Genomic DNA, 22,098 nt, shown 5'->3' with positions numbered 1-22,098 from the left:
TTGATTTAAAGTTTTTGTCGCATGAAAAGAGTCACATATCCAATTTTTTCGCACGAATATTTTATGCAGAAAGCCCTACAGCTTGCTGCTGATGCCTTTGAGAGAGGCGAAATTCCTGTTGGGGCATTGGTGGTGTCTGAAGACAAAAAGATAATAGGGAAGGGCTCTAACCAAACCGAACTGCTACATGACATTACGGCTCACGCCGAGATATTGGCCATTACGGCCGCGTCTAATTATCTTGGAGCCAAGTATCTAAGAGAATGCACGCTCTATGTTACACTCGAGCCATGTGTAATGTGTGCGGGAGCCATCGCTTGGTCACAGATTGACCGTGTGGTTTTCGGAGCTTTTGATAAGAAAAAAGGCTTTTCAATGCAGTCTCCACCTATTATTCACCCCAAAAAAGATATCGTAAGTGGAGTTTTAGAATATGAGTCGGAGTACCTATTAAAAGAGTTTTTTAAAAAATTAAGAGAATAAGCACTTTTTGGGGTTTGTGATAAAAGTCATTGATAAACTCCTTTAAGTTTTAGAATTTTGAAATAAAAAAATGACACTACCTTATATCATCGCGGCTGTAGTTATCCTTCATTTTTTGATTGGCATTGGGTATTTGGTTTATAAAATCAATACAGCGAAACCCACCCAAAAAATAGAAGAAAAAGTGCCTCTAGAAGATTTAGAAAAATGAAAGTCTTGATTTAGTTAATTGTTTATTTGACAGTTATTTCAAAAAATATTACTGCCTTGCGAACAGTTTTATTCAATCTTATGTTTAATGATTAAGTATCGTTTTTAAACAGTAAACAAAATTAACATTATGGCTTTTACATTAGCACCTTTACCTTACGCGAACAACGCATTAGAACCACATTTTGACGCAATGACTATGGAAATACACCATGATCGTCATCACAATGCATATGTAACTAATCTTAATGCCGCTGTGGCTGGTACTGATTTAGAAGGAAAAACTATCGAAGAAATTTTGAGCAACATTAGCTCAGCTTCTCCAGCAGTTAGAAATAATGGCGGTGGACATTACAATCACGATTTATTTTGGAATATATTAGCTCCAGCCGGAACTGGCGGTGAGCTTTCAGGTGAGCTTAAAACTGCAATCGAAGCAGCTTTTGGTTCTGTAGATGAGTTTAAAGCTGCTTTCAAAGCCGCTGGTGCTACTCGTTTTGGTTCAGGATGGGCTTGGTTAGTAGTTAAGGAAGACGGCTCTTTGGCTGTTACTTCTACTCCAAATCAAGACAATCCATTAATGGACATCGCAGAGGTGAAAGGAACGCCAATTTTAGGACTAGACGTTTGGGAGCATGCATACTATTTGAAGTTCCAAAACAAACGCCCTGACTATATCGAAACTTTCTGGAATATTGTAAACTGGAACGGCGTTGCGGAGAGATTTGCAGCAGCGAAATAATATTTTTGTTTTAGAGATTTGTTTGGCCCGGCTTCTGTCGGGCTTTTTTTATGCTTTTTTGTGGGGTTTGTAATTAATTCCATGCAATCATTTTTAATTTTAAAATTCATCATTACATTTGCGATATGAATTTTCAAAACAATATAGCAAACAACGGTTGGTGGCGTTCTTCTCTTTTGAGTTGAGCATCGGTCATGCTATGTGTTTATAAACATATTTTTCGGCTTGCTGTTCAACTACGGCAAGCCGATTTTTTTTGTCGTAGTGGATTGCTCCGAAAGTAAAATTTGACCCAAAACATTTTTTATTTTCTAATTATTTAAAAAAAACATTATAATGAATTTTAAGATTTCGACTAGGAGCAAAAGACTTTTGTCAGACACCCTCACACCAGTAAGTATTTTTTTAAGAATCAGGGAGCAGTTTCCACTTTCGGTAATATTGGAAAGTGCAGATTATCATGCCATGCACAATAGCTTCAGCTATATCGCGTGTGATCCCATTGCTTCCTTTCAGCTTGATAATAAAGTAGTTTCGCAACTATTTCCAGACGGGTCAAAAGAAGAGTTTACCTTAGAAAACCCAAAAGACGCAGTAGCTGCTTTGCAAAAATTTGCCTCTCGTTTTCAGCCATTAGATGAAAATCCCCATAATTTTATTTCGAATGGGCTTTTTGGGCACATCACCTATGACTCTGTAGCTTATTTTGAAGACATAGATATTCAGGAAAAGTCAGAAGAGACGGCCATTCCTCAGATTTTATATCGGGTATATAGATACGTAGTGGCTATTAACCATTTCAAAGACGAGCTTTACCTATTTGAGCATGCCTATGCTCCTGAAAACCAAGAGCCGGCTTTCAAAGCCGACGGATTAGAAACATTAGAGTTTTTTGTTAAAAATCCGAAAAGAACGTCTTCTAAATTTGAGGTGGTAGGTGAGGAGCAAACCAACTTTACCGACCCCGAAATGCGTAAAGTGGTGCAGCAGTGTATCAACCATTGTTTACGTGGCGATGTATTTCAAATAGTGCCTTCTCGTAGGTTCTCCAAAGCTTTTACCGGTGACGATTTTAACGTGTACCGAGCATTGAGAAGCATCAATCCGTCGCCTTATTTGTTTTATTTTGACGGTGGCGACTACCATATTTTTGGTTCAAGTCCCGAAAAGCAAATATATATTAAAGACGGAGTGGCGGAGATTCACCCGATAGCGGGAACGTTTAGAAGAACCGGCGACGACGAAAAAGATACGGAATTAGCAAAGGCACTGCACGCAGATCCAAAAGAATCAGCGGAGCATGTAATGTTGGTCGATTTAGCTAGAAATGACCTTTCGAGAAGTTCAGATCATGTGGAGGTTAATATTTTTAAAGAAGTGCAGTTTTACAGCCACGTAATCCACTTGGTGTCGAAAGTAACCGGACAAATGACCGCAGGTACCAATCCGCTGCAACTTGTGGCCGATACTTTCCCTGCTGGAACACTTTCGGGTTCGCCGAAACACATGGCCATGAGTTTGATAAATAAAATGGAGCCAACTAATAGGAGTATTTACGGAGGAGCCATTGGTTTCATGGATTTTAAAGGAAACTTTAATCATGCTATCGCTATCCGTACATTTTTGAGCAAAAACAATACGTTGTTTTATCAAGCAGGTATGGGCGTAGTGGCCAAGTCAGACATAGATACCGAGATGAACGAGATTCACCTAAAACTTGGAGCACTAAGAAAAGCCATAGAAATGGCAGAAGATATATAGTTTCAGTTTAAACCTATAAAAGTTATGCATGCTTTATTAAAAAAACTAAACCTCAAGACCCAGCAAAAACTAGTGGTTTTTAACGCTCCCCAAGACTTAGATGTCCTTTGGGATGAGTTAGGAGTTGATGTGCGTATTCTTAAAGAAGACCTAAGTGAGGCAGTACCATTTTGTTTGATTTTTTGCACGAAACTTGATGAAGTTGAAAAATATGCAACCGCATTGGATAATATTTTGACACCCGACGCTTTGTTTTGGTTTTGTTATCCAAAAGGAAGCTCTAAGAAATATAAGTGTGAGTTTAACAGAGACAATGGTTGGCAGGTGTTAGGCAAGCTGGGCTACGAACCCGTCAGAATGGTGGCGGTAGATGCCGACTGGAGTGCCTTAAGATTTAAAAAGGCCGAATTAATAAAAACAATGACAAGAAGCCAAGATTTCGCTATGACGGAAATTGGAAAACAAAAAACAAGTAAGCAATGAATATATTAGTATTAGATAATTACGACTCATTTGTATACAATTTGGTATATATCCTCAAAGACCTTGGGGCAAAAGTTGACGTGTTTAGAAATGATAAAATATCGGTAGAGGCCGTAAAAAACTACGATAAAATAATGCTTTCGCCAGGGCCTGGAATTCCTGAAGAGGCCGGTATCATGATGGATCTTTTGGCTGAATATAAGACTTCAAAAAGTATTTTTGGTGTATGTTTGGGTCACCAAGCCATAGCAGAGGCTTTTGGTTCGCAGCTTTTAAACATGGGCGAGGTTCTTCATGGTGTTACTACCGAGTGTTTGGTGACAGATTCAGAGGAGTTGCTATTTAAAGGTATTCCACAAAAGTTTGATGTTTGTAGGTATCACTCATGGACTGTTTTAGAAAACTCTATGCCATCTGACCTTAAAGTAACGGCCAAAGATGCCAACGACTATGTATTGGCAGAGGCACATAAAAACTACGATATCAGAGGCGTTCAGTTTCATCCGGAGGCATATTTAACTCAACACGGTGTTAAAATGGTAGAAAACTGGATGAAATCATAATTGGCTTTTGATGTAGGTTTTGAATGTGTATTTAAACCATAGAGCAAAGAGGCCATTGCCAAGTGCAATTAATATGTAGGATATAGTAAAGGTGGGGTCGAAATTGTAATTAAAGAAGCTGAAACCTCCCAATGCATCATGAATAGTAAAAAAGAGAATAGCTGTTATCAAATAAATATTGGAGAAGCTTTGTTTTTGGTAAAACAAAAAACTCACTAAAAGCGAACCTATTACGCCATAAGAAATTATCAAAATAACAAGAGAGAAATCTAGCTGATATTGATTATAGGTAAAAAAGCATAGGATAAAAGAGGATACAAAAGGGCCAAAAACCTTTAGATAATCAAATGGTGTGTAAAGTTTAAACCTAGTGAGCCCTTTACTTATAATTAATAATAATGAAAGTCTGGAAAATAAGTAAAACATCATACCTAATCTAAGAAAGGTCATGTTTTTATAAAAGATAATATAAGTCTCACCTAAAGTAATGAAAGCCAAAAATAGCTTTGCATAATTTATTCCTTTGGTTTCGGTGTCTTTATTATCAAACATATATACCCACAAAAGAGTATTTGTACATAATAAAATAAAGACTTGTATTAACTCTTTTTCAATTATTTGATAGTGAATTTTTATAAATGTCAACATCAAATAAACCAAAAAGTAAATTGAGGTTTTGTTGCTACTGTTCATGACATAGGTTATTATATCTAAGTTAGTAATTTTTTTTATTAACTAACAAAAATATTACCTACCAATTTTTTTGCCATTTTCTTAGTTACCTACGCTTTTGCAATCAATATCCTTATATGCATCTTCTAATTCTTTTTTTTGTGCTGCTGTCAATATTCCGCAAGACTTCAGATACGATTTTGTCACGTCAATAAAATTTTCGCATTTTTTTACATTGGTGTAGTCATTTATGAATTCCGTGTAAGCTGTAGTGTATTTTTCGGCAAATGTAGCACAACCGCTCAAGGGGTCTACCACTTTAGAAATACAACTGTTTAAAGCTACTGCTCCGAATAAAAATAGGACTAGTTTTTTCATGATTATACTTTGTTTATGGCCTAAAATTATTCGCAATATTCTTTAGATTCAAATTAAGGAATAGAATTTTATATTACGGTAAATTGTATATTTGTAAATATATAAAACCAGTTAAGAGCAGTGCTATTCGGATTTTTAAATAAAAAACCAAAAACTCAAAAAGAGTCTTCTGAAGATACTTTTCAGAAAATACTTTCACTGAAAATTCCTACTGAGGCCATTCCTTATGTGGTTAGTTTATGGCAAAAGCACCCTTTTAGTTTTGTGGTTTCTAGGCCTCGAAAATCTGTTTTAGGAAACTATACCTACAAAGCCCAAAGACACATTATCAGTGTAAATGGCAATTCAAATCCTTATTCTTTTTTGGTGACACTGGTGCATGAAATCGCCCATCAACATATACAGATTCAGTATGCCAGACGCAAGGTTTTGCCGCACGGTATTGAGTGGAAAACATGTTTTACGGAGCTTATGCAGCCACTACTCACTGAGCAGGTATTTCCCGAAAATATACTTAGCGTTCTGAAAGTTCACATGCAAAACCCAGCCGCCTCATCTACCAAAGACCCTGCATTAATGCACGCCTTGGGCATAGACTCTTCTGCTGAGTTTGAAGAAAACGGGGAGGTTTTAGAACAAATACCTGAAGGTTCGGATTTTATTTTTAATCAAAAAAAATATAAGAAAATAGCAGATAGAAGAACCCGAACGTTGGTTCAGCTTGATAAAACCAATAAACGCTTTACAATTTTAAGTCATGCCAAAGTCAAATTGGTAGATTAAGTGATGCTTTCGATACCGAATATAAATTTTGTTCGTTAGCAAATAGCGATTTTAAATGATGTTTTTTTTAAATTTATAATGAATAAACTTCTCATTCTTTTCTTTTTTTCTTGTCAAATAGCTTGGGGGCAGTCCTCGGTATTGGCAAAAGGGAAATGGATAAAAATAGGGGTGAGCCAAGAGGGGTATATAAACTGGATCAAGCTTTTTTTAAAAAATACGTATCGAAATATAAAGAATATAATCCTGCAAAAATTGGCGTTTATATGGGCCAAGTAGGGGTTTTGCCTCAGGCAAATGCCGCAGAAAGAGTTTTTGACCTAAAACCTGTGCCGGTTTTAAATACCGACAATAACCAATCTTGGGACTCGGCCGATGCCCTTTATTTTTATGCTCCTAGTGCTCACAGTGTTTTTTTAGATGCAACTACTTCAGAGTTTCAACATCAAATTAATCCTTACTCCGATTCCACATATTTGTTTGTTTGTTTAGACTGTGAAAGCACCAATAAAATGTCGGAGGTTTTGTATCATAAACAAAGTAATGCGGCTATCGATAAAGGAGAGTTTTATACGTTTTTTGAAAAAGAGCAAAAGAATGTTTTAAACTCAGGAAGGCTCTGGCTGGGAGATTTTTTCTATAATTTCTTAGAGCAATCCTTTGATTTTCCCGAATTAGACAAGTCCCAACCTTTAGCTATAAATCTGCAGGTTTTGGGCGTAGGTAGGGCAGACCAAATCATGACTATTTCGCTTAACTCCCAGCCGTTTAAAGAAGAGCTTCTTCCCGGAAGTTCGTATAATCCTTCTAACAGTTTGGCGAGGTATAACCGATATTCAAACCTCCAAAAATTTAAATATCAAATAAATCCTGAAGGTGATAAGCTGACCATCAAATATGGATTGAAAACCGCCAACTCAGCCAATGCAGGTGCATATATAGACTATGTTTCTTTTAATGGAAAACAGTTTTTAGCCGATTTAAATACTAAACAGCAGTTTTCTTATTTTAGAAAACAAGATTTGGTTTCGAATTCTAATTTTAAAGTAAAAGGGATAAATGCAAATACACGAATATGGAGTGTTGGAAATCCATTTTTAGTTAAAAACTTGGCTTTAAGCTCGGATACTGGCGAAGCTGAGTTTTCTTTAAATTTCGACGCTGATTTTGCTAAGGTTGTCGTTTTTAATTTAGCTTCGGTGCCTAATCCTAGTTTTGTTAAAACACTCGAAAATCAAGATATCAAATCTAATATTAGTCCACAGCTTTTGGTGGTTTATCCGTCGAAGTTTAAAAGTCAGGTAGAGCGGTTTGTGTTGCATAAAAAAACCAAAATGGACGTGGAGGCTCTCGCTGTCACTACCGAGCAAATTTACAATGAGTTTAGCTCCGGAAAAGTAGACCCTTCGGCTATAAGAGATGCGTGTCGCTATTTTTTCAATAAGTCTCCCGGTAAGCTTACAGCGGTGCTACTATTTGGAGACGGAAGTTTTGATTATAAAAACAACGATGACTTTTCGTTTATCAATACAAACAACTTGGTGCCCAGTTATCAATCAAGAGAATCTTTGGAGCCTATTTATTCATATTCTTCAGATGATTTTTATGGTTTCATGGAACCGCACGAAGGCGAGTGGGCGGAGGGATTTTCGGTGGATGGATACTGGCGGTCAAACCAAACAAATGATCACACACTCGATATAGCAGTGGGGCGTTTGCCCGTTAAGTCCGTTTTAGAAGCTAAAAGCGTGGTAGACAAGATTATTGCGTATGAAACGAGCACAGAAAATACCAATATTTGGAAAAGGAAATTGACTTTCGTAGCAGATAATAGAGATTTTAATATTCATCAAAGAGATGCAGAAAATTTGTCTGACTTGGCCCTCGATAATTTTGGCGGATACGAAGTTTCTAAAATCTACCTCGATGATTTTCCTGCAGAAGGCGAAGGCCTAGCGGCGGTTTCTCCCTTAGCAACTGCCAAGCTAAACCAAACTATAGAGAGCGGGAGTTTTTTGGTAAACTATAACGGCCATGGTGCAGAAGATGGTTGGGCACAAGAGAAATTGCTTACTTTGGGGAGTATAAATTCTTGGAATAATAATCCGAGACTGCCTATCTTTTTTACGGCCACTTGTCAGTTTGGTAAGTTTGATAATCCGGCGATAGTGTCTGGTGCAGAGTTGGCTATTTTAAGGCAAAATCAGGGGGCAATAGCCCTTTTGACCACCACAAGGCCCGTTTATTCATCTACCAATGAAAGAATAAACACGGCGTTCTATCAAAATTTGCAGAAATTTAACACGCTCGGAGAAGTATTTTTGAAAACAAAAAATGCATCTATTCAAGGAGAAATAAACCGAAACTTTAGCCTTTTGGGCGACCCAAGCCTAAGACTTCCAATTTTTAACGATAAGGTAAAAATCACCTCGATTAAAATAGCAGGCAAAGAAGCATCTGAGGCAAAGCCTACTAATAAAGTTAATGTGACGGGCGAGGTAAGTGAATTTGATAACGGCAGGGTATTGGTTTCGGTATTTAGCCCACCAATTAATAAAAAAACCTTAGGAATATATGATGATGGCCCTTCTTTTGCGTATTTACAGAAAGATTTAAAAATTTCTGAAACGGTTTTAGAGGTCAAAAATGGTAAGTTTTCGGGAGAGTTTGTGATTCCAAAAGATGTAAGTGCAGGTGTTGCAAGCATAAAACTATATGGAATAGATGCGGACAGTGTGGGTCAGATTTATGGTAGTTTTTCAGGCTTAAATATTAGTTCAGATGCAAACCCGGCAGTTACTGACAAACAAGCCCCTCAAGTTAATTTTACTTTTGATAAAGACAATGTATTGCTTTTTGATTTACTTGACCAAAGCGGGTTTAATTTTGGATTTGTAAATCCGGCTTACGCCATGAAGTTAATTATTGATGATTCTACGAGTATTAGTGCTTTGCCTTATTTTTATTTAGTCAAAGAAAATACCCAAGGGCAAATCAATTATTTCGTGGGAAACTTATCTGAGGGCAAGCATACCGTGCGTTTAATAGTTTATGACACTCATAATAATAAATATGAGGAAACGTTTGAATTTAACATTTCGAAACCGAAATTAGAAATTGCGAGCTTTTTGAATTATCCAAATCCATTCACCGATTTTACTAATTTGGTGTTTTTACATAACCGAAAAGGCGACAACCTTTCGGGACAATTGTGGATTGGTGATTTATCAGGTAAGAAAATTCTAGAAAAAGACTTAAATTGCGAAAATTGTAACGCAAAAATTGAGTTCGGCGTAGATTTTGAGGGGGATACTTATATTAATACACCCCTATTTTTTCGTTTTGTATTAAAATCTCTTTCCGACGGCTCAAAATCTGAGGCTTCTGGCAAGATGATATTTTGGAAATGACAATTAAAATATATTACTTTGAACCCTGAAATAATGTTTTTCGATATTCGACTCAATATTCCATTTATGAAAAAGAGCAACATTGCCTTTTTGATTTTCCTAAGCAGCTTACCGTTTTTTGTTCAAGCACAAAGCATCACCAAAGATTACAAAGTTGTAACCTCAGCAGTACCTTTTTTGACCATTTCGCCAGATTCGAAAGCAGCTGCACTTGGAGATGCCGGTGTGGCTTCTAATCCAGACGCCAATTCCATCTATTGGAACACCTCCAAACTTGCTTTTGCTCCTAATAAATACGGTGCGAGTTTTTCGTATGCTCCATGGCTGAGAGACCTTGTGCAAGACATGGGACTAATGAACCTATCGGGGTATTATAAAATATCTGACAAGCAGGCCTTAACTATGGGTTTAACCTATTTTGACCAAGGGCTCATTCAGTTTACCAACTCCAATGGCGATGATCTGGATAGATTTCACTCAAGAGAGATGTCTTTCACTGCTGGTATTGCCCAAAAACTTAGTTCTGACTTTTCGATGGGTCTAAATTTAAAGTATATTAACTCAAACTTAGTAGGTAGTAATGTGGTAAACGGAACTGCAGGTAAGCCAGGCCAAACTGCTGCTATAGATTTAGGTATTTATTATAACAAAAATAGACCTTCAGACTCAGATCATAAAACTGATTTCTCTTATGGACTTTGGTTGCAAAATCTAGGAGGAAAAGTTAATTACGGTTTCGGAGAGTATTTTATTCCTGCCAATCTTAAAGTGGGTACTCAGATCTCACACAAACCAGATGAGCACAATACATTCAGGTTTTTAGTTGATTTCAATAAACTATTGGTGCCAACTCCTCAAGGTGATCGTTCGGAGTTAGATTTAGCGGTTTTACCTTCTATCATTGGCTCGTTTAACGATGCCCCAGGTGGTATGGCCGAAGAGCTAAGAGAAGTTATGGCCTCTATTGGTGCTGAATACAACTACGACGAAATGGTGGCACTAAGAGCCGGGTATTTTTACGAATCAAGGTCAAAAGGAGATCGCAAGTATTTCACAACTGGTATCGGCGTTAAACTAAAAGATACGTATAATATAGACTTGGCGTATTTGATACCTGCCAAAACTGGCAATCCATTAGCCAATACATGGAGAATCACGCTTAATTTTGCAATGCCTTACTCATTGTTAAAGTCACGTCAGAATGCCAATTTAGAAGACGAAGAATAAGATTTTATTTCCCAATATTACCTCTAAAGCCCGGTTTCGGGCTTTTTTTTATAAACTTAAAGACCCTCATATTTTATGCATTATATAGAACTTACACTCGTTATCGAATCTGACTTTGCCGATATTTTAGTTGCTGAACTTGCCGAAATAGGCTTCGACTCTTTTATAGATACTGAAGACGGTATTCAGGCATTTGTGGTAGAAGAAGACTTTGAGGAGCAGGGCCTTAAGGTTTTGATGGAAAGATATGCCGAAAAAACGGCAATTTCTTACAGCCTTAAAAAAATAGAAAAAGAGAACTGGAATCAGACTTGGGAATCAAACTTTTCGCCAATTAGTGTTTCAGACAAAATCTACGTGAGGGCTACTTTTCACGATGCTGCTCCTGATTCATATTTGCATGAGATTATAATAACACCCAAAATGTCATTTGGAACCGGTCACCACGAAACTACTTCCCAGGTTTTGGAGCTGCAACTTGATATTGACCACCAAAACAAATCTGTTTTAGACGTAGGCACAGGCACGGGCATATTGGCCGTTATGGCAGCCAAGCTGGGTTCTACTAGCATCCATGCTTTTGATATTGACGAATGGTCTGTAGAAAATTCGATTGAAAATTTTGACCTAAACCAAACTAGTTTTATCACCATTAACCAAGGAACCATAGCCGATCAAGAAGTGAAAAGCTATGACATAGTATTGGCAAATATCAATAGAAATATCCTTTTGGCGGAAATTCCAACCTATGAGAAATTTATGGCAAAAGCTGGTATTTTGATAGTAAGTGGGTTTTACGTAACCGACGTGGAGGATATCGTAGCTGCAGCTGAAGCAGTGGGACTAAAAAAACAAACACAAATAAGTAAGAATAACTGGGCGGCCGTCGTTTTTATAAAAGGCTGATAGATAATCAAATGAAATTTTTCGTAAAAGTACTTTTTCTAGTCTTAATTTTTGGATTTTCTGAATCGTGGGGGCAGAGTATGCTCTTTTCTTCCAACCCTGCTGATTTTACCGAGGACCTTCAAAAACAGTTTTCGAAACAACTTGGCTCTGGAGTAAAGCCCGTTATAAGTGCTTTTAATGATAATTTTAAAACAAAACTTAACCCTGAAGCACAAGCTCAAGTGATTGGTTTGTTTCAGCAACTCACCAAAAAAGGGTACCGCCCCATAGAAGTTTATAGGCTGTTTTCTATTTACAGTGGCTTAAGTTCGTCTGCAGATTTTTCTTCTGAAAAAGTTTATGAAATAACCACCTATCTCCTAAAAAGTATAGATGGTCAAAGTTCCAAAAAAGTTAATGAGGTTTTGGCCGTATTTGATGATTTTCTAAACAAAAGTCTGCTTCATACTTCTGGTTTTAATAAGGTGTACGTCTTAAATGCGGAGTATTCTTTCGGTTTTTTTGACAAAAAACGAAACTACTTTGAGCCTAAAGTTGAGTTAAAAGAAGTAGAAGAAAAAATAGTTGATGAAGATATCGGTTGGGGCGAAATAGGGAATGAAGAGGAGTATGACCCATGGTCTGATCCAAGTTTAGAAGTTTCTGGTAAAACCACAACTAATAGCTTAGAAACCATTGTGTTGCCAAGTGTTAAGGGTTTTTATATAGCTTTTAAGTCTGTAGACTTGGCTCTTGTGGGTCCTTCAGATTCACTTGTGGTTGCTCAAACTTCTGGTGCATTTGACTTTACAAACAACGTGTTTTTGGGCCAAGGCGGAAAAGTGGTTTGGAACCTAAATCATAAGGAGGCCTCGGCCACTTTAGATAAGTATTTTATTAAAGTTCAGGGCTCCAAGTTTATTGCCGAACAAGCAGAATTGAATTTTCCGAGTACCTTAAATAATAATGTGAAAGGCGTAGTTGAGTTTCGCTTAGAAAATAGACCCAAAGGTATAGAAAGTACATTCCCTCGTTTTAAATCTTACCGAAATGACGCTCAGGTAAACTTAAACATGCCTTCATTTAGTTACTATGGGGGTATTTCGTTGGTTGGAGCTAAGGTGTATTCTTCGTCTTTATTGGAACCCTATGCCAATATAGTTGCCAACAAAGGCAAAAGAAATGCTTTTGAAGTTAGGTCACGAAGTTTTGAAATTACGGATACACTCATAACTGCTGACCGGGTAAGTTTTGTGACTCGTTTTGGAACAGATTCTGTTTCTCACCCAGCTGTCCGAATGGTATTTAATCTCAAAGAAAACCATTTGGGATTATACAAACTAAGTAAGGGCGGTTTTAGAAACAGTATGTATTCGGATACTTTTCATCAAGTAGACATCCGCTGCGATGCAATGTCGTGGGATCTAAATGCATCTAAGTTAGATTTTAATATCATAGCAGGAAAAACTGAAATTCCCGCACTTTTTGAGTCATTTAATTATTATAATCCAGATCGAATTCGATATTTAAGTTCAGCTGCAGGCTATAATCCGCTCATAGCAGCGGGGAATATTGTGGCGAGAAAAAAGGTTAACAGCATTACGGTTTCTGAAATGCAAGCCGCTACCAAGAAAGAAAAGTTTTTTGTAAGTAACGGTATGCTCATTGGTCACCAAATGGGCTTTTTTGATTATGATCCGCTGTCGGCAACCTATTCATTAAGTAGAAAAGGAAAGCACTATTTTCTTTCATATTTGGGTAAAACTGATTTTGACGACCTGGTACTTTCGTCTATTTCTCAAGGCGGTACTGGCGGCGGAAACGCCTCTATAGATTTGGCTTCAAAATCATTAGATATAAAAGGTACACAAGACTTTAAGTTTAGTGATTCACTTGGAATCAGTTTTGTGCCAAAAGGCCAGTCGATGCAAATTGTTGGAAACAAAGTTTTTACTTTTAATGGAGAAATAGGTGTAAAAAACTTTACGTTTTATGGAGACTTTGAGGTGCAATATGAGCAGTTTGTAGTAAACCTTAAGCGAATAGATTCCATAAAGTTTATTCCTTTAGAAATATATAAAAAAGGAGGGAAAGCTCAACTTGGAGCCAATATCTTATTTGGTCAAACGGGCACCTTATATCTCAATAGTCCTGACAATAAATCAGGTAGGAAAAACTTGCCGGAGTATCCGAAACTCGAGATTCCGGGTGGTGCGTTGGTATATTTTAACGAAAAAGGCAGAAAACAGAAGTTTGAAAACGAAGTAAACTTTAAATTTAAACCTATAAATATCGACAGCCTAAATACTGTCAACCCTGTATTTGCGGGGGTGTTTAACTCAGGAGGTATTTTTAAGCCGATACAAGAAAACTTAGTCGTAATGGCTGATACTTCTTTGGGGGTTCGTCACATTGCTAAAACTCCGTATAAAATTTACGGTACCGAAACCAGTATAAAAACCGATTCGGCTATTGTATTAAACAAAAAAGGAATAAGTTCTTCTGGTGAAATAACCCACTTGGCGGGTAAGTTTAAAACCAAGAAGGTGTCTTTCTTAACCGATGAACTTACTGCAGAAGGTGACTTCGGGAAAATTCAAGAGACTGTCACTGGGGCATATTTTCCAGATGTTGCCATCGGCGAATATGATTTGGCTTGGGTGCCTGAGGCAGATAGTATGTCGGTTGTTTCTGCAAAAGGCTTTGAGTTTTATAACAAGTCATCATTGCTAACGGGAGGTTTAGTTTTAAGAAAAACGGGTCTTTTCGGTAACGGTTTGCTAAATAGAACCGATTCGGATGTAAAATCAAATCAGTTTAAGTTTAATAAAAGTGGTTTCTTGGCCGATAACTCAACGTTTAATATTAAGTCAGGCGAAAAAGATGCAAAACCAGTTTTTGGAGCAAAACACGTTGATATAGATTTCAATATTCAGAAGTTTATGGTAAATGTAGCCGGACAGAAAGAGCTTTTAACTGAAACCTATAAATCTGAATTAGAATTTCCATATTCATCGTATGCCACCACCATCGACAAAGCCGTTTGGGATATTAAAAAACAGCGAATTACTATGGAGGGTCTACTTGCCACTTCCGTATTTAGATCTACACACCTAACTCAGTTTGGGCTGAAATTTAACGGGACGGCCGCTACCTACGATTTGGCAGGAATGAATCTTAAGATTTCGGGCGTAGAGGCTATTAATAGTGTGGATGCCTCTATTGTGCCTACCCAAGGCCTTGTGGCGGTTATGAGAGACGGAAAACTTGAGCCATTTAAAAATGCCAAGATTATAGCCGACACGCTCAATAAATATCACGTATTAACCAATGCAAACGTCACGGTAAATTCTAAACTCTCATTTGTGGGAAGTGCAGACTATCAGTTTGTAAATGTGAGTTCTGATACTTTTAACATTAAACTTGGAAACTTTGAATTTTCGGAGGTTTCGCCCGAAGGAGATTTGCTAAGTTCTAAGTCCTCTAATAAGTTGTCTACCATAGCACGAGCAAAAGTAAGCGAGAAAGACAGTATTTATCTATCTCCCAAAATGCTTTATAAAGGTGAAATTATGATGCTTTCTCCTTTCAAAAATTTGGCTCTAAATGGTATGGTACTCCCTGACCTTAAGCGATACCCTATGCTTGGAGGGAGTTGGATAAATTATAAAGGGAATAAATCTGAAGCCATCAGCATAAATGTGGATAATACCTTAAAAGACGGAGGTAAACCGCTGTTTGTCGGATTGCACATCAGCACTGGAAAACAAACGGATGCTATTTATCCTACATTTTTGTCAGCTAAAAAGTCAGGCGATGATTCGGATATATTTTTAGCTACGGGGCTTTTCAAAAGAGATGAGCCTAATAAAAAGTTTGTGGTCGCCCCCGCTGATCCAAACACCATAGGAAACGTACTAGAATTTTATGACGACAAGGGCATAATAGCCATGGAAGGTAAGTTTAACTTGCTCGGAAGTCCTTCTAAGATTTTAGAGACAGTGGGTATAGGTAATGTAAGGCTTGACTCTATGAAGTATCAGTTTGCTACTATGCTGAAATTAGACTTCCCTATTTCTATTCCAGTTACTCAAAAACTGGGTCAAAATATAGTAAAAGCCAACCTCGACGTAGGAAACTCTGACCCTGCTATTTTGCCTGATTCTCCTGTTTTTATGGCGAAGGTAAACCAATATTTGGGACCAAAAGAAACCGTAGATTATAAAAACAAGAGCTTAAAAGAACACCTGCCTTTGCATAAGTTTTCTAATAAGTTTTTGAGCACCATGATACTCTCTGACGTTAATCTAGCTTGGAATCCTATTTCTAATGCGTATTATAGTGTTGGAAGAATCGGTATTTCAAACATCGGTGATGTAGACGTAAACGCCATGGTAAATGGTTACGTGGAAATAGTGAAAAGCCCAGCAACTGGCGACGAGGTGTACGTCTTTTTAGAGATATCGCCCACCCAGTGGTATTTCTTTGTATATAGGTCAGGTCAGTTAGGGGTAACTTCGGCAGACGAGGACTTTAACAAGGCTATAGCCGTGCCCGAAACCACTAAAGATAAAAAATCAGACCTCAACTTTGTGGATGTGGCAGAAGCCACTAGGTTCCGTAAAAACTTTTTGAAGGTTTATAGAGGAATGAAAGAAGAAGATTTTGCAAAAAAACCTTCAGACCCTAATAAATTGCCGGGTACGCCACCGAGCAAGTCGCCAACCAAAAAAGCCGAGGAAAAAGATGGTTTTTGATTTTCATATAATCTAAAAGATTAGTTTAAATTATTTTGTCGACCTTTGTGTTTCGAAATTGCAAATATGAAGACAAAAGGAAATAAAAAGAGTAAAATAAATATTGTAACACTCGGTTGTTCTAAAAACTTAGTGGACTCTGAGGAGCTATTTACTCAACTCAAAGGTAATGGCATGGACGTTACCCACGAATCTGAAAAAGACGATTCGCAAATAGTAGTAATCAATACGTGTGGTTTTATAGACAATGCAAAACAAGAGTCAATTGACACCATACTTCGCTATGTAGACGCCAAAGAAGCTGGCCATGTTGACAAAGTGTATGTGACAGGCTGTCTTTCTCACAGATATAAAGACGAACTAAAACTTGAGATTCCTCAGGTCGACTCTTGGTTCGGAACAAACGAGCTTCCACGTTTGCTTAAAAGCCTAAAGGCAGATTATAAAAAAGAGCTTGTAGGAGAGCGTTTGTTAACTACGCCAGCACATTTTGCTTATCTAAAAATAGCCGAAGGTTGCGACAGGCCGTGTTCGTTTTGTGCCATTCCGATTATGCGTGGTAAGCATGTTTCACGTTCGATGGACGAGTTAGTGCTTCAAGCTAAAAACTTGGCAGCCAAAGGAACAAAAGAGTTGATTTTGATAGCTCAAGATTTAACCTATTACGGTTTAGATATTTATAAAAAAAGAAACTTATCAGAGCTTTTAGATAAACTTTCAGATGTGGAAGGAATCGACTGGATACGTTTACAATACGCCTACCCATCCGGTTTTCCTTTAGATATATTAGACGTAATGGCGGCCAAGCCAAACATTTGTAACTACTTAGATATGCCACTTCAGCACGGATCTTCTGAGATGCTTAAGCTTATGCGTAGAGGTATAGACAGACAAAAGACCGAGCAGCTGCTGGATACCATTAGAGAAAAAGTGCCTGGAATTGCACTTAGAACTACGCTTATTTCTGGTCACCCAGGAGAAACCGAAGAAATGTTTGAGGAAATGTATCAGTTTGTAGAGTCACAGCGATTTGATCGCCTGGGTATTTTCCAATATTCGCATGAAGACGATACGCATGCATTTGGTATGGAAGACAATGTGGAACCTGAAGTTAAACAAGAACGTATGGACATCATAATGGACTTACAACAAGGGATTTCGGCTGAGCTAAACCAACAAAAAATAGGAAAAACTTTTAAAGTTTTATTTGACAGACACGAAAGTGGCTTTTTCATCGGTAGAACCGAATTTGACTCGCCAGAAGTAGATAACGAAGTACTTGTACCGGCAGATCAGTATGTGAGACTTGGCGACTTTGCCAATGTGAAAATAAAGTCAGCCACCGAGTTTGACTTATACGGTGATTTAGTTTAAAATCATATCCGAAAAAAGTATTAAATTAGAATAACGATATTGAATGGTAGCAAGGTTTTGCTACCATTTTTTTGTATGTTAGATTTATAAAAAACTAGAAACTATGAAATTTTTAAAACTGCTGTTTACTGTAGCTTTTATCGCTTTACAATTTGCTTCGGCAAATGCTCAGCTTAAACCAAACGAAATAGACGATTTGGTAAATAAAACGCTTAAGACTTTTGATGTGCCCGGTATTCAAGTCGGGATTGTTAAAGACGGGAAACTCATACACGCCAAAGGCTATGGCTTACGCTCGCTGAACACCAAGCAGCCTGTAGATGCCAATACTGAATTTGGAATAGCCTCAAACACGAAGGCTTTCACAGCTTTTGCACTTGGTATGTTGATTGACGAAAATAAGCTTACATGGGATACACATGTAACGGATATTATTCCTGAATTTAAAATGTATGACCCTTATGTCACGTCTGAGTTTACGGTCAGAGATTTACTTTGCCACCGTTCGGGGCTAGGTTTGGGTGCAGGCGACTTAATGTTTTGGCCAGATTCTAATACTTTTTCTAAAGCCGAAATTATCCATAATTTAAGATACCTAAAACCCGTAAGTAGCTTTAGAACGCAATACGACTACGATAATCTACTTTATATTGTGGCAGGAGAAGTGGTAGAAAGAATTTCGGGAGTATCGTGGGAAAACTTTATTCAAACGCGGATTTTTAAGCCACTTGATATTAAAAACACCTATACTACCTTTCGAGAAATGAAAGACTGGTCTAACGTGATAGACCCTCACGCACCCGTAAATGGCCAAATAAATGTAGTAAGGCGAGATTGGAGCAATAACGCCAACGCAGCTGGAGGTATTTATACCAACGTAAGCGAAATGAGTAAGTGGATGATACTTTTACTAAACGGAGGTAAATACGGAGCAAACCTTGAGAAAAGATTGATTTCAGAGAAAAACTTCACGGAACTATGGACACCGCAAACTATTATCCCTGTAAAGTCACCTGGAAGTTACAATACGCATTTTGCCAGTTATGGACTTGGTTGGTTTATCAGTGATGTCAAAGGCTATAAACAACTAACACACACCGGTGGTCTTGCAGGCATAGTTACCCAAACTACACTTTTGCCTGAGCTCAATTTGGCTATTATGGTCTATACCAACCAACAGTCAGGTGCAGCGTTTAACGCCATTACAGCCACTATAAAAGACAGTTATTTGGGAATTAAGGGAATTGACAGGGTAAAGGAATATTCGGATAAAGAACGAGCTAATTTTGAAGAGGCAAATAAGATTGTTTCTGAGATAAATTCAAAGATAGAAACACAGGCCAAGAATCAATCAAATATTGCCCTAAAGTCAGCTCAAGTTTTGGGAGAATATCAAGATCCATGGTTTGGCTTAGTGACTATTTCAATGAAAGACAATCAGCTCTGGTTTACATCTCAAAAGTCTTTGCTTTTACAAGGGCCCATGACCTATTATAATGCCAATACCTATTTGGTCAAATGGATAGACAGAAGTTTTGAGGCTGATGCGTTTGTAAAGTTTAATTTAAATACAGAAGGAAAGGCTTCTGGTTTTACCATGGAAGCTATTTCTCCACTAACAGACTTTAGTTTTGATTTTCAAGACTTAGATTTTTCTCGAAAGTAAAAATAAAATTTATCTCAAATAAGCCGGGAACCTCGTAAATCTTAACCCGATAGTGAAATCTAAACGGTTAAGGTTTATGGGAGTCGCTATGTTTTTAGTTCCTGCTCCAGTACCGTCGTTTAATGCGGTTATTTGACCGTAATTATAGCCACCTTCAAGGCTCAATATGATATCTCTGCCGTAGATGTCATTTCCTAAAAGAAAATCTAACCCTAGGGTGGCTGCTCCACCAAATCCTTGGCCTGTAAACTTATAGTTAGCGGCATTGGTTTGCCCTTTGTCTGTATAAAGGTGCATGCCCGGGCTTATGGTAATTATCGCAAATGTTTTGAAGTCGATTGGCTTTCTATAAAGTAAGGTTGGCCCTACAAACTTGTGAGACACTCTGCTATTCAATGATCCCGCTTTGATGGTTTCGCCAGTGAATAGGTTTGGATAGTCAAAATTTGTGTTTTTGTTTGAAGCCTGATAGTTGGTAAAAGTAACACCCATACCAAAATTATCGGTGATGAAGTATGCAGCATCAGCGCCAAATGTACGTCCTCTATTTAATTTTTCTTTAAATAAACCAAATGGGCTAGTGTCGGTTGTTTTTGTGATTATATTTCCTAATCCACCTTTAACTCCAACTCTATATTTTAAGTAATTTTTAAATTCTGACTTAGTTTCAGGCTCAGCAAATGGCGATTTCTCAGTTGTTTCTTTCTTTGTTTTTTCTACTTCAGCAATTGCTTTGTCTTCTATTTTTTTTGGCTTTTCAGCCACTACCTCAGCTTTCTTTTCTGTTTCTTTTTTAGTTTCTTCTGAAGCTACTTTAACCGGCTCAACTTTAGTTTCTAATGCCTTTTCTTGAGTGATGGCTTTATCTTCTGTTTTTTTGGTGGAAATGGCTTCTTTGACGGCCGGTTCTGCTTTTTTAATAAGTTCAGGCTCTGGTTTTTTTGCTATTTCTAAAGCTGGTTTTGCAGCTTCGCTTTCTTTTTTAATGGGTTCAACCTTTACTATCTCCTCTTTTTTTTGTTCAATTTCTTTCTTTGTAGGCTCTTTTGTTTTTGGTGTTTCCTTCTTTGGTTCTTCTTTTTTGGCTTCACTTTCAGCGGCTTTTTCTTCCGCTTGTCTCATTCTTTTCGCCTCTTTTTTGCTTATTTTTTTTGATTCACTGCCTTTTCTTGTATCTACTCTTGGTGTGGCCGTATTCTTATTTTTCGACTCAAGTTTTGGGTTAATTAAAATATCGTTGTCGTAGTGATTGTATTTAAAAGAAGTCACGAGATTTTTGAATATTTCATTTCTAAGTACCTTCTTTTTTGGTCCCAAATACGCATATATAAACCTAGTAGGAGTTTCATCTAGTATTTTACAACGAATTTCTTCGCCAGCCTGTGTTATAATAAGATCACGCTGTGCATACGCTTGTGCAGATAATATTAAAAATAAACCTAATATTAGTGTTTTTAAAAGGTGCTTTGCCATTTTGTTTCTATCGATAATCTTTTGTCTCACTCAATTCTTAACGCAAAAATACAAATAAGCTTAGAATTTGAACTGATTTTTGATGTAATCATTTCACTTAAAACTTATCTATCAGTAAACTTCTGTGCAAAAATGATACCGTTTATTGATTTTTTGAAAAACCTACATTACAAGGTATGTTTCTATTAAAATGCTGCGTTTTTTAGTTTTTTTTAACTTATGGAATAATATTTGTTGTGTTTTTTTTGAAATAAAATGACTAGATTGCAACCGTCGGAAGTAATAAAACGTACATTAACTAACCGTTAACTAATTTTTTGAAAGAAAAATTTGACTTTTAGTTTTATTATTTTTTATCTTTCGAAATAATATTTTTAAACTTCTAACCCCCAAGTGTACAATATGGTATAAAACTCTACGTTAACTAATCTGTATTATAAGAATGGAAAAAGTCAAAGTTCTAGTTAGCGAAAGTGAGCTTATATCAGCGTACATACGTGGAGATGAAAAGGCATTCGCCACGCTTGTTAAGAGATACAAAAACAGAGTATATACCACTATTTATCTTGTTGTAAAAGATACCTATGTTGCAGAAGATTTGACGCAAGATACTTTTATTAAGGCTATTAAAACCTTAAAAGAAGGCAGGTACAATGAGGAAGGCAAGTTTTTACCCTGGATATTAAGAATAGGCCACAATCTTGCCATTGACTATTTCAGGAGAGCAAAGCGTTATCCTAGTGTAGTGTTTGAAGATGGAAGTAGCGTGTTTAATTCCTTAAATTTTGCCGAAGATTCTATTGAGTCTAATCAGATCAAAAAAGAATCTCACGAGCATTTGAGAGGTTTAATTAAACTATTGCCTCAGCAACAGAGAGAGGTTTTGGTGATGCGTCACTACGAAGACCTTAGTTTTCAAGAAATTGCTGAAGCAACGGGAGTGAGTATCAATACTGCATTGGGTCGTATGCGTTATGCTCTTATCAATCTTAGAAAATTGATGAGTAAAACAAAATATGCCTATGACAAAAACCTGTACCTCGACACAGAATGAGATTATTCGTTATGTTTATAATGAAACATCTGCATCTGAAAATGTTTTAATTGAAAAGTCTATTTCGAGCGACGAAGAAATGCTTAATTTTTATCTTGAATGTATCTACATCAAGGAAGATTTAAATCTAATAGTATTAAGTCCAAAAGATAAGACGATTAATAACATACTGGA

At 37.1% G+C, this 22,098-nt stretch carries 17 protein-coding genes; 14 read left to right on the top strand and 3 right to left on the bottom strand.

From position 1 onward, the window contains the following. Positions 1 to 21 precede the first annotated feature (21 nt). From ACFOOI_RS12585 to ACFOOI_RS12560, 6 genes are all read left to right on the top strand, one after another. Positions 22 to 483 carry a nucleoside deaminase gene (locus tag ACFOOI_RS12585; protein WP_379838332.1) on the top strand — a complete coding sequence of 154 codons (462 nt, stop codon included), beginning with the start codon at positions 22 to 24 and terminating at the stop codon, positions 481 to 483. 70 nt (positions 484 to 553) lie between these two features. Then, a complete protein-coding gene (locus tag ACFOOI_RS12580; protein ID WP_379838331.1) occupies positions 554 to 694 on the top strand; it encodes a hypothetical protein in 141 nt (46 codons plus the stop codon). A 129-nt stretch (positions 695 to 823) separates the two neighbouring features. Next, a complete protein-coding gene (locus ACFOOI_RS12575; RefSeq protein ID WP_379838330.1) occupies positions 824 to 1,435 on the top strand; it encodes a superoxide dismutase in 612 nt (203 codons plus the stop codon). A 336-nt stretch (positions 1,436 to 1,771) separates the two neighbouring features. Beyond that, positions 1,772 to 3,196, top strand: coding sequence for an anthranilate synthase component I family protein (locus ACFOOI_RS12570; protein WP_379838329.1), 1,425 nt, complete (start codon positions 1,772 to 1,774; stop codon positions 3,194 to 3,196). A gap of 24 nt (positions 3,197 to 3,220) precedes the next feature. Further along, the gene (locus tag ACFOOI_RS12565) at positions 3,221 to 3,679 is read left to right on the top strand and encodes a hypothetical protein (RefSeq protein ID WP_379838328.1); all 459 of its coding nucleotides are present in this window, start codon (positions 3,221 to 3,223) and stop codon (positions 3,677 to 3,679) included. Then, a complete protein-coding gene (locus tag ACFOOI_RS12560; protein WP_379838327.1) occupies positions 3,676 to 4,242 on the top strand; it encodes an anthranilate synthase component II in 567 nt (188 codons plus the stop codon). The genes ACFOOI_RS12565 and ACFOOI_RS12560 overlap by 4 nt, the downstream gene beginning before the upstream one ends. Here the strand turns inward: ACFOOI_RS12560 and ACFOOI_RS12555 are convergent. Further along, entirely contained in the window at positions 4,237 to 4,935 is a 699-nt protein-coding gene (locus ACFOOI_RS12555; protein WP_379838326.1) for a hypothetical protein, read from the bottom strand. The genes ACFOOI_RS12560 and ACFOOI_RS12555 overlap by 6 nt on opposite strands. 81 nt (positions 4,936 to 5,016) lie before the next feature. Next, the gene (locus tag ACFOOI_RS12550; protein ID WP_379838325.1) at positions 5,017 to 5,292 is read right to left on the bottom strand and encodes a hypothetical protein; all 276 of its coding nucleotides are present in this window, start codon (positions 5,290 to 5,292) and stop codon (positions 5,017 to 5,019) included. Between the two features lie 120 nt (positions 5,293 to 5,412). Between ACFOOI_RS12550 and ACFOOI_RS12545 the strand changes: the two genes are divergently transcribed. The 7 genes from ACFOOI_RS12545 to ACFOOI_RS12515 all read left to right on the top strand — a co-directional run bounded on the left by ACFOOI_RS12545 (position 5,413) and on the right by ACFOOI_RS12515 (position 19,397). Further along, positions 5,413 to 6,075 carry a transcription elongation protein SprT gene (locus tag ACFOOI_RS12545; protein WP_379838324.1) on the top strand — a complete coding sequence of 221 codons (663 nt, stop codon included), beginning with the start codon at positions 5,413 to 5,415 and terminating at the stop codon, positions 6,073 to 6,075. A 155-nt stretch (positions 6,076 to 6,230) separates the two neighbouring features. Further along, positions 6,231 to 9,485, top strand: a complete 3,255-nt coding sequence (gene porU / locus ACFOOI_RS12540) for a type IX secretion system sortase PorU (protein WP_379838323.1) — start codon at positions 6,231 to 6,233, stop codon at positions 9,483 to 9,485. Between the two features lie 18 nt (positions 9,486 to 9,503). Continuing rightward, positions 9,504 to 10,712, top strand: coding sequence for a type IX secretion system outer membrane channel protein PorV (gene porV, locus ACFOOI_RS12535; protein WP_379838322.1), 1,209 nt, complete (start codon positions 9,504 to 9,506; stop codon positions 10,710 to 10,712). Between the two features lie 75 nt (positions 10,713 to 10,787). Next, positions 10,788 to 11,618, top strand: a complete 831-nt coding sequence (prmA, locus tag ACFOOI_RS12530) for a 50S ribosomal protein L11 methyltransferase (RefSeq protein WP_379838321.1) — start codon at positions 10,788 to 10,790, stop codon at positions 11,616 to 11,618. Positions 11,619 to 11,629: 11 nt separating this feature from the next. After that, a complete protein-coding gene (locus tag ACFOOI_RS12525; protein WP_379838320.1) occupies positions 11,630 to 16,357 on the top strand; it encodes a hypothetical protein in 4,728 nt (1,575 codons plus the stop codon). Positions 16,358 to 16,423: 66 nt separating this feature from the next. After that, positions 16,424 to 17,731, top strand: a complete 1,308-nt coding sequence (gene rimO, locus ACFOOI_RS12520) for a 30S ribosomal protein S12 methylthiotransferase RimO (RefSeq protein WP_379838319.1) — start codon at positions 16,424 to 16,426, stop codon at positions 17,729 to 17,731. A gap of 103 nt (positions 17,732 to 17,834) precedes the next feature. After that, on the top strand, positions 17,835 to 19,397 hold the full coding sequence (locus ACFOOI_RS12515) for a serine hydrolase (protein WP_379838318.1): 1,563 nt from the start codon (positions 17,835 to 17,837) through the stop codon (positions 19,395 to 19,397). 9 nt (positions 19,398 to 19,406) lie between these two features. Here ACFOOI_RS12515 and ACFOOI_RS12510 read toward each other — a convergent pair whose 3' ends face one another. Then, positions 19,407 to 20,870, bottom strand: a complete 1,464-nt coding sequence (locus ACFOOI_RS12510; protein WP_379838317.1) for a hypothetical protein — start codon at positions 20,868 to 20,870, stop codon at positions 19,407 to 19,409. 442 nt (positions 20,871 to 21,312) lie between these two features. On the opposite strand from ACFOOI_RS12510, the gene ACFOOI_RS12505 reads away from it, so the two are divergent. Continuing rightward, positions 21,313 to 21,924 carry an RNA polymerase sigma factor gene (locus tag ACFOOI_RS12505; protein WP_379838316.1) on the top strand — a complete coding sequence of 204 codons (612 nt, stop codon included), beginning with the start codon at positions 21,313 to 21,315 and terminating at the stop codon, positions 21,922 to 21,924. The last annotated feature ends 174 nt before the right edge of the window (positions 21,925 to 22,098 follow it).

It is taken from the genome of Lacihabitans lacunae, assembly GCF_042649125.1.
Classification (GTDB): domain Bacteria; phylum Bacteroidota; class Bacteroidia; order Cytophagales; family Spirosomataceae; genus Leadbetterella; species Leadbetterella lacunae.
The sequence above is the reverse complement of the archived record's forward strand: the minus strand, read 5'-3'. Positions and strand labels throughout refer to the sequence as shown.